The 12,402-nt window shown below is 41.0% G+C and carries 11 protein-coding genes; 10 read left to right on the top strand and 1 reads right to left on the bottom strand.

Annotation, left to right across the window (positions count from 1 at the left end; all coding sequences use genetic code 11):
* Window positions 1-15 precede the first annotated feature (15 nt).
* From dnaN to CGICJO_RS03275, 10 genes are all read left to right on the top strand, one after another.
* Window positions 16-1,116 carry a DNA polymerase III subunit beta gene (gene dnaN, locus CGICJO_RS03320; protein ID WP_486499640.1) on the top strand — a complete coding sequence of 367 codons (1,101 nt, stop codon included), beginning with the start codon at window positions 16-18 and terminating at the stop codon, window positions 1,114-1,116.
* Between the two features lie 130 nt (window positions 1,117-1,246).
* A complete protein-coding gene (locus tag CGICJO_RS03315) occupies window positions 1,247-1,471 on the top strand; it encodes an RNA-binding S4 domain-containing protein (protein WP_486499639.1) in 225 nt (74 codons plus the stop codon).
* Window positions 1,468-2,589, top strand: a complete 1,122-nt coding sequence (recF, locus tag CGICJO_RS03310) for a DNA replication/repair protein RecF (RefSeq protein ID WP_486499638.1) — start codon at window positions 1,468-1,470, stop codon at window positions 2,587-2,589. The genes CGICJO_RS03315 and recF overlap by 4 nt, the downstream gene beginning before the upstream one ends.
* Window positions 2,590-2,615: 26 nt before the next feature.
* Window positions 2,616-2,885: an extracellular matrix regulator RemB gene (remB, locus tag CGICJO_RS03305; protein ID WP_087378061.1), complete on the top strand. Its 270-nt coding sequence runs from the start codon at window positions 2,616-2,618 to the stop codon at window positions 2,883-2,885.
* The gene (locus CGICJO_RS03300; RefSeq protein WP_486499637.1) at window positions 2,882-3,277 is read left to right on the top strand and encodes a hypothetical protein; all 396 of its coding nucleotides are present in this window, start codon (window positions 2,882-2,884) and stop codon (window positions 3,275-3,277) included. Before remB ends, CGICJO_RS03300 begins: the two co-directional genes overlap by 4 nt.
* Before the next feature lie 6 nt (window positions 3,278-3,283).
* Window positions 3,284-3,631 carry a hypothetical protein gene (locus tag CGICJO_RS03295; RefSeq protein WP_087378056.1) on the top strand — a complete coding sequence of 116 codons (348 nt, stop codon included), beginning with the start codon at window positions 3,284-3,286 and terminating at the stop codon, window positions 3,629-3,631.
* A 79-nt stretch (window positions 3,632-3,710) separates the two neighbouring features.
* On the top strand, window positions 3,711-5,663 hold the full coding sequence (gene gyrB / locus CGICJO_RS03290) for a DNA topoisomerase (ATP-hydrolyzing) subunit B (RefSeq protein WP_486499989.1): 1,953 nt from the start codon (window positions 3,711-3,713) through the stop codon (window positions 5,661-5,663).
* A gap of 250 nt (window positions 5,664-5,913) precedes the next feature.
* Window positions 5,914-6,339 carry an acyl-CoA thioesterase gene (locus CGICJO_RS03285; RefSeq protein WP_486499636.1) on the top strand — a complete coding sequence of 142 codons (426 nt, stop codon included), beginning with the start codon at window positions 5,914-5,916 and terminating at the stop codon, window positions 6,337-6,339.
* A gap of 500 nt (window positions 6,340-6,839) precedes the next feature.
* Entirely contained in the window at window positions 6,840-9,356 is a 2,517-nt protein-coding gene (gene gyrA / locus CGICJO_RS03280; RefSeq protein WP_486499988.1) for a DNA gyrase subunit A, read from the top strand.
* 618 nt (window positions 9,357-9,974) lie between these two features.
* Complete coding sequence (locus tag CGICJO_RS03275) at window positions 9,975-10,331, top strand: hypothetical protein (protein WP_486499635.1); 357 nt, start codon at window positions 9,975-9,977, stop codon at window positions 10,329-10,331.
* 197 nt (window positions 10,332-10,528) lie between these two features.
* Here the strand turns inward: CGICJO_RS03275 and CGICJO_RS03270 are convergent, their stop codons facing one another.
* Window positions 10,529-12,394, bottom strand: a complete 1,866-nt coding sequence (locus CGICJO_RS03270; RefSeq protein ID WP_486499634.1) for a glycoside hydrolase family 13 protein — start codon at window positions 12,392-12,394, stop codon at window positions 10,529-10,531.
* Window positions 12,395-12,402 lie beyond the last annotated feature (8 nt).

Raw genomic sequence — 12,402 nt, 5'->3', positions numbered from 1 at the left:
GGAGAGATAAAAACAATGAAGTTTAACTGTTCAAGAACAGATCTTGCCAACGCTGTAACCAATGTTTCAAGAGCGGTTTCAAGCAAAACAACAATTCCTGCCCTTGAAGGAATACTTATAAGAGCAAAAGAAGGACATATTATCCTTTCAGCTTATGATTTGGAAATAGGAATAACCACTAAAATAGAAGCTTCCGTGCTTACACCGGGAGAAATAGTTGTTTCGGCAAGACTTTTTTCTGAAATTGTGAGAAAGCTTCCAGAAGAAGTTGTCACAATGGAAACAGACGAAAGACTTATAACATATATAACCAGCGGACAGGCTGATTACCAGATTGTAGGTATTAGCTCCGTTGAATTTCCTGACCTTCCTACCTTTGAAACAACAGATGAGATTGTAATAAAAGAAGGTCTTATCAAAAATATGATAAAGCAAACCATTTACGCTGTGTCTGAAAACAACGCTAAGGCCATTTATACAGGTTCTCTTTTTGAGATTTCAAACAAAAACCTGAGAATTGTAGCTGTTGACGGTTTCAGAATGGCTATCAGAACAGAAGCTATCGACTATGACCGTGACACAAGGTTTGTTATTCCGGGAAAAACCCAGTCAGAGTTTTTAAAGCTTTTGGGCAATGACGAAGAGGAAATGGTTTCAATAATTGTTGGCGAAAGACATGTAATGTTCAAGGTTAAGGAATATTCCATAATTTCAAGACTTATCGAGGGAACATTCCTTGATTACGAAACCACAATTCCTAAGGGCGAAGAAACTGTTGTAAATATAAACACAAGAGTTTTGATAAGCGCTGTTGAAAGAATGGCTCTTATCACCAGCGAAAAAATTCAAAGCCCTGTTAAATGCACCTTTACAGGTGATGAAATCAGACTTTCCTGCTCAACCGCAGTGGGAAAAGCAACTGATGTTTTGAGAACAACCATTGCCGGAAACGATGTAACCATTGGTTTTAATCATAAATATCTGCTTGACGCACTTAAAAATGCCGACACAGACGAGGTTAGACTTGTGATAAACGGCGGCCTTTCCCCTATGATTGTAAAACCTGTATCCGGAGATTCATTCCTGTTCTTGGTAGTTCCAATGAGATTGGCGTAATTTTTATATATTATCAAATCAAAATTTTGGGATTCAAAGGGGATATCGGTTCCTTTTGCAGGTGGTTTGGAGGACAGCGTCCTCCAAGGCCTTGTGCGGGTATAAAAGAAAGATGGTGTGTTAATTATTTATGAGATATGAAAGAATTGAGCTGAAGGACGGGGAGGAGTTTATCCGTCTGGATAATTTGCTGAAGTTTGCAGGAGCTGCGGAAACAGGCGGCCACGCCAAGGTTATGATTCAGGGCGGTCAGGTTACAGTAAACGGAGAGGTCTGCACAATGAGAGGCAAAAAAATGCGTGAGGGCGATACCGCCGTATGCAATGGAGTTACTGTTGAGGTGTGTAAAAGTTGAAGCTTTTAAAACTGAACTTTAAAGGATTTAGAAATCTTGAGGACGGATTTATCGAGCCGGGAGAAAAAGTAAATGTAATCTACGGCGAAAACGCTCAGGGTAAAACCAATCTTTTAGAGGCGGTTTGGGTTTTGTGCGGCGCCCACTCTTTCAGAGGCGCAAAGGACAGCGAGCTTGTGGGCTTTAACAGTGAAAAAGCCCGGCTTTATGCGGAATTTTACTCACAAAACCGTGTTCAGAATGTGCAGATAAACTTTTATCCAACACAGAATAAAAAAGACAAAAAAGAAATACTTATAAACGCAATACCTAAATCTGCCGCCGAGCTGGTGGAAAAAACCGGCGCTGTGGTGTTTTCTCCCGAGGATTTGACCCTTGTGAAAAGCGGCCCTGCCTTTAGGAGAAAATTTATAGACAGCGCAATTTGCAGACAAAAGGTAAAATATGCGTCCGTTTTGGGAAAATACAACAAAACATTAAACCAGCGAAACGCTTTGCTTAAAGATATACCAAAGCACCGTGAGCTTATGGAAACTCTGGAAATTTGGGATACCGCACTTTGCAGTCTCGGAGGACTGCTGATTAAAGAGAGAATTGACTATATTAAGAAATTGAATTTGTGTGCGGAAGAATATCACGATGGAATATCCTCAGGAAGAGAAGTCTTAAAGATAACCTATGACACGAATTTTGAAACAGAAAACCTGACTTCTCAACAGTTGGCGGAAGAAATGTTGAAAAAATTAAGAGCCGGAGTAAAAGAGGATTTGATGAGAGGATATACGGGAACCGGCCCCCACAGAGATGACGTAAATATGGAGATAAACGGAGTTTCCGCAAGGAATTTCGGCTCGCAGGGTCAGCAAAGAAGCACGGTTTTGTCTTTAAAGCTGGCGGAAGCAAGGCTTCACCGTGAAATAACCGGTGAAAATCCTATAGTTTTGCTTGACGATGTTTTGTCTGAGCTTGACAACAGCCGTCAGGATTATTTACTAAACAAAACGGAAAATTATCAGGTGTTTATAACCTGCTGTGAAGAGTCAAACAAAGAACAGCTTAAAAACGGCAGGATATTTAAAATAGACAGAGGTAAGGTGCGCCTTATGTCCTCGCTGTGACTAAATACGTGAAAGGCGGAGACTGAATGTATTTGCATCTCGGTGAAAATACGGTGGTCACAACAAAAAGCATTTTAGGAATTTTTGACCTTGATACCACCACCATATCGAAAAACACAAGGGATTATCTGACAAAAGCCGAAAAGGCGGGAAATGTTATAAATGTTTCCACGGAGCTCCCCAAGTCATTTATTGTTTGTTCAGAAAATAATAAAACCACTGTGTATATCAGTCAGATTTCAAGCCGAACCTTACTGAAAAGGAACAACGGGCTGAGAAAGGATATGTTAAAATGAAGCTGGCAACTTGTCCCTACTGCGGGAAAAAAGTACCCTATTTCAGAGCTTTTGTGATAAAATCAAAGTGCGACTATGTTTGCAGCAGCTGTAAAAGAGAGTCTAAAATAAGTGTAAGCCAAAAGCTTAAAAAGGTTTTTCTTGCGGCTCTGCTTATTTCAATTTTGATTATAATTATCAATATGATTTTTCAAAGCACAGACAATATAACACTGGTGGCTTTAAGCTTTCTGCCAATGGTGATATTCTATCTGTTGATTCCTTTTTATATAAAATTAAAGCCTTATATAAAATACAGGGACGTTGTCCGCGAAAGACTTAAAACCTTAGAGCAGACAAAAAAACAAGAAAGAGCTCAAAGAAGAGCCGCAAACAAAAGAAAATCAAGGTGATATAAAATGTTCAAATTGCCTGTTTGTCCCTATTGTCATACCATATACAGATACAATAAAGTAAGAAAATTAAACAAAAAAGAAAAAGTTCAAGTTTGCTATCACTGCAAAAAGGAATTTAAAGTAAAAAGATTAAGGGGAATGGTCGTTTTGGGGGCGATTGTTCTCATACTGGCTGTTGTGACAAATTTGATTATTCTCAACAACCTGAATTCTTTAAACCTTACCCCACTACTTATTTCCACGGTGGCGTATGTAATCTTAGGATTTATATTCGTTCCGTTTTTTATAGATTTTAAGAAAATAAAAAAGACAGAACAAAAGTTATCGAATGAGTCAAAGAAGAAAAAATGAAAGAAAAACAGCGTTTGTCGAATAATAGCAAGTCCTGTCAAAGGAGGGCAAAATTTTGGAATTAAACGAAACAAACAACATTAACAGCAACGAAATAACCAAAGTAGAAAACGAATACGGCGCTGACGAAATACAGGTTTTGGAAGGTCTTGAGGCGGTTAGAAAACGTCCCGGTATGTATATCGGTTCAACCGGCCCTAAGGGTCTTCACCACCTTGTATATGAGATTGTGGACAACGCAATCGACGAGGCTTTAGCCGGATACTGCACAAAAATAGATGTGTCAATTCTGCCGGGAAACGTAATAGAGGTTAAGGATAACGGACGTGGTATACCTGTAGGCATAAACAGAAAAACAGGTCTTTCAGCCGTTACGGTTGTTTTCACCGTGCTTCATGCCGGCGGTAAGTTCGGCGGAGGCGGCTATAAGGTTTCCGGAGGTCTCCATGGAGTTGGTGCGTCTGTTGTAAACGCCCTTTCAACTTGGCTTGAAGTAAAGGTCTGCGACGGAGAGGACTTGTATTTCCAGAGATTTGAAAGAGGAAAACAGACCGACGATATTAAGATAATCGGAAAATCCACCGACAGAGGTACAACTGTTACCTTTAAGGCGGACAATGAAATTTTCCAGGAAACCGACGTTTACGATTACGAAATTCTTGAAAAAAGACTGAGAGAACAGGCTTTCCTCAATGCCGGAGTTCATATCGAGCTTTCCGACAAGAGAGACCCTGAAAACATAATAACAAACAACTTTGTTTACGAGGGCGGTATCAAGAGCTTTGTTGAGTATATTCACAGAAAAAAATCTCTTGATGTTATTCATCCGTCTGTTATGTACTTTGCCGCAACTAACGAGGACGACACTGCTTCCGTTGAGGTTGCAATGCAGTACAATGACAGCTACAACGAGTTTATTTTGTCTTTCGCAAACAACATTCATACCACCGACGGAGGTACTCACGAGGAGGGCTTTAAGCGTGCCCTCACAAGGGTTATGAACGACTACGCAAGAAAGTTTAACAAGCTTAAAGACACCGACAAAAACCTTACCGGTGAGGACGTTCGTGAGGGACTTACAGCTATAATCAGCGTAAAGCTTAAGGAAGCTGAGTTTGAGGGACAGACAAAGGCAAAGCTTGGCAACACGGAAATCAGAACAATGGTGGATAAGCTTATAAGCGACAAGCTTTCAGCTTACCTTGAAGAAAATCCGGGCGTGGCCAAGGTTATTTTTGAAAAGGCTCTCGCCTCTTCAAGAGCAAGAGAAGCCGCAAGAAAAGCAAGGGAAAGTGTCAGAAGAAAAACTGCCCTTGAAAATACAAAGCTTCCCGGCAAGCTTGCAGACTGTCAGTCAAACGACAATCAAATTACAGAAATTTACATCGTCGAGGGAGATTCCGCAGGCGGTTCCGCAAAGGGCGGACGTGACAGACGTTTTCAGGCAATTCTCCCCCTTTGGGGAAAGATGCTCAACGTTGAAAAGGCACGTCTTGACAAGGTTTACGGAAACGACAAGCTGACTCCTGTTATCACAGCTCTCGGATGCGGTATCGGCGACGAATTTGACATAGAAAAACTGAGATACGGAAAAGTCATTATCATGGCTGATGCCGACGTTGACGGCTCACACATCAGAACCTTGCTTTTGACATTTTTCTTCAGATTTATGCGTCCACTTATCGAACAGGGACATATATACATTGCTCAGCCTCCCCTTTTCAGAATTACAAAGGGCACAGGCAAAAAGCAGGAGCATTTTTACGCCTACGACGACGTGGAGCGTGACAGACTTTTGGCATCAATCGAGGGTAAAACCGAGGTTCAGAGATACAAGGGTCTTGGTGAAATGGACGCCGAACAGCTTTGGGAAACAACAATGAACCCGGAAACACGTCTTATGCTGAAGGTAGAGCTTTCCGATGCAGAAGCCGCCGACGAAACCTTTACAATCCTTATGGGCGACAAGGTAGAACCACGCCGTGAATTCATAGAGAAAAACGCAAAATACGTTCAAAATCTCGACGTTTAAATTTTTTATATCCGACCTGCAAAGGGCGGATATAAGAATTAACTTCCATTACAGGTCGGGCGAGTTTTTTATTTCCGCCTTGCAAGACTTTAGTTTGAAGATTAACACCGTTTCAAGGCGGGCGAGGCGTTTTATTAAGCGACTTAAAATGGCTCGCCATCGATAAGGTTTGATATGGGATTATATCTAAACAGTCGGATAGTTTATAAGAGTAAAAAATTTACATTGATAAAAAACAGAGGCGAAAATAATGAAAATATCTAAAACTGAATTGACAGTGAGATATGCTGAAACAGACCAGATGGGAATAGTTCATCACAGCGTTTACCCAATATGGTACGAGGCAGGAAGAACCGATTATATAAAAATGTTCGGAATAAGCTATACGGAAATGGAAGAAGCCGGCGTTATGATGCCTCTTATCAATCTCACCTGCCATTACGGTATTCCGGCAAAGTATGAGGACGTTGTGGTGGTTGAAACCAGAGCTACAAAGCTTTCTGCGGCAAAAATGGTGCTGTATTACGAGGTAAAAAGAAAGAGCGACGGTGTTTTGCTTGGAAGCGGAACAACGGAGCACGGTTTTGTTGACTCAAAAACATTTAAGCCAATAAACGTAAAAAAGAAATTGCCGGAACTTTTCGCAATGATTTCCAATGATATTAAGGAAAATTAAGAATTAAGAATGAATAATTAAAAATTAAAATTATTTGTTCCATGAGATGAACCAATATCAAATTTAAAAACGAGAATTTGGTTCATCAATCAATAAAATACATCTTTATAAAATAAATAGTTTTTATTAAAAAACATACTGCGACCGGGCGGATATATAATCCGCCCCTACGATGATAATTCTATAAAGAAATAATAAAAAACAAAGTGAATTGAAAGCGAGCCACTCCAAAGACTGCGGAAAAGGTTTCGCCCGACCTGAAAGTGAAGTTTATTTTTTTAAAAGTACCTTTTACAGGTCGGATATAAAATAAAAGGTCTCGCCCGACGGAAAATGTGAGCTAATTTCAATCTTAGCCTTTCCCCGTCGGAAATAAAAATCTTCGTCAGGAAAAGGAAGTTAAAACCGCCGCATGGCGGAGGTTTTCCGACAGATGAACCTGTCCAAGGCGGAGATAAAAGAAAAAGAGGTGTTGGAAGTTGGATAATTTTCAAGAGATGATGGAAAAGTCAAGGGTTATTGACGTTGACATACAGAGAGAAATGAGAAAATCCTTTCTTGATTATTCAATGAGCGTTATTGTTTCAAGAGCGCTGCCCGATGTCAGGGACGGTCTGAAACCTGTGCATAGAAGAATTTTGTATACAATGTTTGAGAAAGGCCTTACTTACGATAAGCCTTATCATAAGTGCGCTGATACTGTCGGTGCGGTTTTGGGTAGCTATCACCCACACGGCGACTCTTCAGTTTACGACGCTTTGGTAAGACTTGCACAGGATTTCTCCATGAGATATATGCTGGTGGACGGTCACGGAAACTTCGGTTCTGTGGACGGCGACCCGCCTGCTGCTTACCGTTATACAGAAGCAAGAATGAGTAAAATCTCAATGGAGATGCTCACTGATATAGATAAAAAGACAGTTGACTTTATGCCAAACTACGACGACCGACTTCAGGAGCCGGTGGTTCTCCCCTGCCGTTTTCCTAACCTTTTGGTAAACGGAAGCAGCGGTATCGCAGTTGGTATGGCTACAAATATTCCGCCTCATAATTTGGGCGAGGTTGTAGACGCTATGGATTATCTTATTGATAACCCGGACGCATCTGTTGCCGATCTTATGGAGTATATCCCGGGCCCTGACTTCCCTACAGGTGCAACAATTATGGGAAGAAGCGGTATAAGAGCCGCATATGCTACCGGTAGAGGTAAGATTGTTGTCAGAGCTAAGGCGGAAATCGTTGAAGAGAAAAACGGAAGATTTAAAATTATTGTTACAGAGCTTCCGTATCAGGTAAATAAGGCAAGACTTATTGAAAGTATCGCCGATATGGTTAAGGATAAGAGAATTGAGGGAATTTCAAATATCGAGGACCATTCCGATAGAAACGGTATGCATATTGAAATCGACGTAAAGCGTGACGCTTCACCTCAGATTGTTTTAAATCAGCTTTTCTCATATTCACAGCTTCAGGTTACTTTCGGCGTTATAATGATTGCCATTGTAAACGGCGAACCTAAGCTTTTGACTTTAAAGGATATTTTAAATCATTATATAGATTTCCAGGTTGACGTTGTTACAAGAAGAACACAGTTTGATTTGAATAAAGCTAAAGAGAGAATGCATATTCTAGAGGGCTTGAAAATCGCTATAGATTTTATCGATGAGGTTATCGCTATAATCAGATCAAGTAAAGACCAGGGCGAAGCTAAGCTTAGACTTATGGAGAGATTCGGACTTGATGAAATTCAGGCGCAGTCAATAGTTCAGATGCGTTTGGGACAGCTTACGGGCTTGGAAAGACAGAAAATCGAGGATGAAATCGCTGCACTTCATGTTAAAATTGATGACTACGAGGATATTCTCTCCAATCATTCAAGAGTTTTGCAGATAATTAAGGAAGAAGTAAACGCTGTAAGAAATAAATATGCCGACCAGAGAAGAACAGAAATTCTTTCCGTAAGCGGCGAGGTTGATATTGAGGACCTTATTCCTCAGGAGGACTGCGTTCTCACACTCACCCAGTTCGGATATGTAAAGCGTCTTTCAATCGACACATATAAGACCCAGAAGCGTGGAGGCAGAGGCGTTGCAGGTATGACACGCCGTGAAGAGGACGTGGCAACCGAAATGTTTATTATAAACAGCCACGACTATGTTCTGTTCTTTACAGATAAGGGCAGGGTTTATAGACTTAAATGCTATGAAATTCCAGAGGGAAGCCGCCAGTCAAAGGGCATGAATATAGCAAACCTCTTGCCTATTGACGCTGACGAGCATGTTACATCCATGATTAAGGTTCATGAGTTTGACGAAAACAAGTACCTGATTATGGTAACAAGAAAGGGTATCGTCAAGAGAATAGAGCTTAACGCCTATAATACAGCAAGAAAGGGCGGACTTATTGCACTTGAGCTTAACGAGGGCGACGAGCTTGCTTGGGTAAGAATGACAGACGGCGAAAGCGAAGTTATTGTTGCCACTAAAAAGGGCATGGCTATACGCTTTAAGGAAACCGACGTGCGCCCGATGGGCAGACAGGCACGAGGTGTTAAGGCTATTACACTCCGTGAGGACGACGAGGTTATCGGCATGAGTACAGTCCGTGAGGACGCTTATGTTCTCACTGTTTCAGAAACAGGATACGGCAGACTTTCAAAGCTCAGCGACTATAGAATACAGTCCAGAGGCGGTAAGGGTCTTACCAACTATCATGTGGAGAAATACGGCGACGTTGCGGCGATTAAGGTCGTTGACATGGACGATGATATTATTATTATCTCATCAGACGGTGTAATTATAAGGATTCAGGCGTCATCAATCCGTGTATGCTCACGTCCAAGTAAGGGCGTTACCGTTATGAAGGTTTCCGAGGGCAGTAAGGTTGTGACCTTGGCAAGAGCACCTCACGACAGCGATGAAGAGGTTGTAAGCCTTGAAACCGACCCCGATGAAATTGCGGAAAACGAAGCGGAAGAAGCAATTTCAGAGGAAGAAAACACAGAATCAGCAGAATAATAATTTATTATAAAAATCGGTTTCCCGAAAAGGAAGCCGATTTTTTTATGAATTTTAATAAAAAGCCACGGTTATTTTTTTAAACCGTGGCTGTAGATTTATAATGGAAAAAAATAAACCCTATCGAGAGCGAACCATTCCAAATAATAAGAAAAAGGTTTCGCCCGACCTGTAAATTAAGTTTATTTATAAAAACAACCTTTGCAGGTCGGATATAAAAAACAAAGGTTTCGCCCGCCTTGAAATGACGTTTATTTATTAAAAAGAAGTCTTGCAAGGCGGAGATAAAATAACGTGGCTGTAGATTTATAATGGAAAAAATTAAACCCTATCGAGAGCGAACCATTCCAAATAATAAGAAAAAGGTTTCGCCCGACCTGTAAATTAAGTTTATTTATAAAAACAACCTTTGCAGGTCGGATATAAAAAAGTCGGAAATAAAAGTAACGAAAAATTATGGGGTTTTTTAGTTATTTATACAAAGTTATAAATTGTATTATAATTTAATTGATTTTTGTTTTAGGTATGATATAATGAGGGTAATAAAATATATATTTTGTTATGTAATTGTTTGAAATTTTGATGTTTGGATTTATAGATAAGGAGGCGGAAAATAATATGTATAACTGGGAATATAATTTTTTGGAAAAGCACTTGGGAAAAACCAAGTTTTGGAAGCTTTATGAAGGAAACAGAGTTTTTCGTTATATATTCAAGGTGCTGGCGGTAATTATATTATTTTTAATCTTTTATATAGATATGTATTCAAGGAAAATACTTGGAATATTGCAAATACCGATTTCTATTATTGTTTTTTTTATTTATATTTTTCTGCTGGCTATGGTGGTAAATATAAGAAGTGATACAACTCTTATGGTAGCATTGAGAATTTTTTTAGATGCGGTTCTTGTACTTGCGATTATAGGAATTATCTATTTGCTGGTGGTTAATAATATTTTGCCCTACCCGATGTAACAAATATTTACATAAAAGAAAAATAAAAAACAGCCACGGTTTACAAAATAACCGTGGCTGTAAGATTATAATTGAAAAATGAAACCCAATCGAGAGCGAACCATTTCAAAGACTTAGGAAAAGGTCTCGCCCGACCTGAAATGACGTTTATTTATAAAAGAAGCTTTTGCAGGTCGGATATAAAAAATAAGGCGGAGTTAGATTAAAATAAATGATGAAGAAAGGGGCGGGATGTAGAGCTTGCCGTTTTCCATGCGGGTGCCCATTAAAGGCGTGCCTGAGGCGTAACCCGGCGGGCAGTCTATCTCGATTTCAGTATCGCCTGTGTTGAAGCCGCAGAAAAGTCCTGTGTTTTCGTCGTGGCGAATGTAGGAAAGGAATTTTCCTTTGGAAAAGGCGTTGTGTATCTCCCCTTCCCAAAGGGCGGTACAGACTTTTCTCATTTTGCCCAAGGCCTTGTACCAGTCGATAAGCTCCTGGTTTTCATAGTCCCATGGGAAGCACTGGCGGTTAAATGGGTCTTTGTAACCCTGCATTCCCGTTTCGTCGCCGTAATAGACGCATGGGAAGCCGGGCAGTGTGTACTGAATACCGGAGGCTATCTTCATAAGCTTGATACCTCTGACATATTCCTCGTGGCTTAAAAGCTTGTGAGCCTGCCAGTTTCTGTCACGTCCGTTTAACGGCTCGCCGGCAAGAACTGTTATTGCTCGCTCTGTGTCGTGGGTTGAAAGGAGATTCATAAGCACGTTTAATACGGGCTTTGGATAGTTTTCTACAACTGTCATTATGGAATTCATAACCACAAGGGCGTCTGCTCCCTTGATGTAGTCTATAATTGCGTTGCGGAAAACATAGTTCATTACCGAGTCAAGCTCTTCGCCTAAAAGAAATCTGCGCCTTGCGCCGTAGCTTTCCTTGTTTGAGGCGTCTTCCCAAACCTCGCCTATCAAAAAGGCGTCCGGGTCGTAATCTTTTATATTGTCCCTGATGTTCTTTATGAACTCGTCGGGAAGCTCGTCGGCAACGTCAATTCTCCAGCCGCTGCTTCCCTTTTTCATCCATTTTCTGATTATACCGTCTTTTCCGTTTATATATTCGCTGAAATTGGGGTCGGTTTCGTTTACCTCCGGCAGGGTGTAAAATCCCCACCATGAGCTGTAATTGTGGGGCCAGTTTGAGAATTTGTACCAGCTGTAATAGGGTGAATTTTGGTCACGGAATGCTCCCCCGTCTCCGTATTTTCCGCTGCGGTTAAAATAAATGCTGTCGGAACCGGTGTGGGAGAATACTCCGTCGTTTATTATGTGTATTCCAAGCTTTTTGGCTTCGCTGCAAAGCTCTTCAAAGTCCTCTTCTGTGCCAAGCATGGGGTCGATTTTGCTGTAGTCGCCTGTGTCGTAACGGTGGTTTGAATAGGCTTCAAATATCGGGTTCAAATAAATGCAGGTGACGCCTAAATCTGCAAGGTAAGGAAGCTTCATTGTTATTCCCTTTAAGTCGCCCATGAAAAAGTCGTTGTTTGTTATTTCGCCCTGCTCGTTAGGCCACCATTTTGGCAGTGAATACCAGTTTTCATTTATGGTAAGGTCGGTTCGTGTTATGTTTTTTCTTTCTCCGCTGAAATAAAATCTGTCGGGGAAAATCTGGTACATAACTCCGCCTACAGGCCATTTCGGTGTTTTAAAGTTCTTTTTATAGCAGGTGAGCTGCCATGACCTCCATGGGGAACGGCTTAACTGGCTCTTTTCGTTGGGGTCGTCGGATGGTACTATAAATCTTTGACCCTCGGCTGTGTTTATTTTGAAGCTGTACCAGTACAGTCCCTCTTTTTCGGGGGTAAAGTCGCAGACCCACAGACCTGTTGTGTTGTCAAAGCCTATTTGCCAAAGCATATTTATAAAATTCCAGTCGGCGTCCTCATCGTATTTTATGGCAAGCTGCGCCCTGCTGCATCTCAGCTCAGACGGTACGAGAATCTGAAAATGCACCTTTGTTCCCTCTTCTACAGCTCCAAATGGACTTCTGTAGAAATAGCACTTAGAGTCAAATAACGGATACATAAAATCAC

The sequence above is a fragment of the Candidatus Limousia pullorum genome, assembly GCF_057405065.1.
Note: the sequence above shows the minus strand (reverse complement) of the source record. Positions and strands in the feature narration are given on the sequence as shown.

Excerpts from the sequence above, each read along its gene's own strand:
- remB (WP_087378061.1), top strand. The coding sequence starts at position 2,616 with ATGTATTTGCATCTCGGTGAAAATACGGTGGTCACAACAAAAAGCATT.
- dnaN (WP_486499640.1), top strand. The coding sequence starts at position 16 with ATGAAGTTTAACTGTTCAAGAACAGATCTTGCCAACGCTGTAACCAAT.
- CGICJO_RS03295 (WP_087378056.1), top strand. The coding sequence starts at position 3,284 with ATGTTCAAATTGCCTGTTTGTCCCTATTGTCATACCATATACAGATAC.
- gyrA (WP_486499988.1), top strand. The coding sequence starts at position 6,840 with ATGGAAAAGTCAAGGGTTATTGACGTTGACATACAGAGAGAAATGAGA.
- CGICJO_RS03275 (WP_486499635.1), top strand. The coding sequence starts at position 9,975 with ATGTATAACTGGGAATATAATTTTTTGGAAAAGCACTTGGGAAAAACC.
- CGICJO_RS03285 (WP_486499636.1), top strand. The coding sequence starts at position 5,914 with ATGAAAATATCTAAAACTGAATTGACAGTGAGATATGCTGAAACAGAC.
- CGICJO_RS03315 (WP_486499639.1), top strand. The coding sequence starts at position 1,247 with ATGAGATATGAAAGAATTGAGCTGAAGGACGGGGAGGAGTTTATCCGT.
- CGICJO_RS03300 (WP_486499637.1), top strand. The coding sequence starts at position 2,882 with ATGAAGCTGGCAACTTGTCCCTACTGCGGGAAAAAAGTACCCTATTTC.
- CGICJO_RS03270 (WP_486499634.1), bottom strand. The coding sequence starts at position 12,394 with ATGTATCCGTTATTTGACTCTAAGTGCTATTTCTACAGAAGTCCATTT.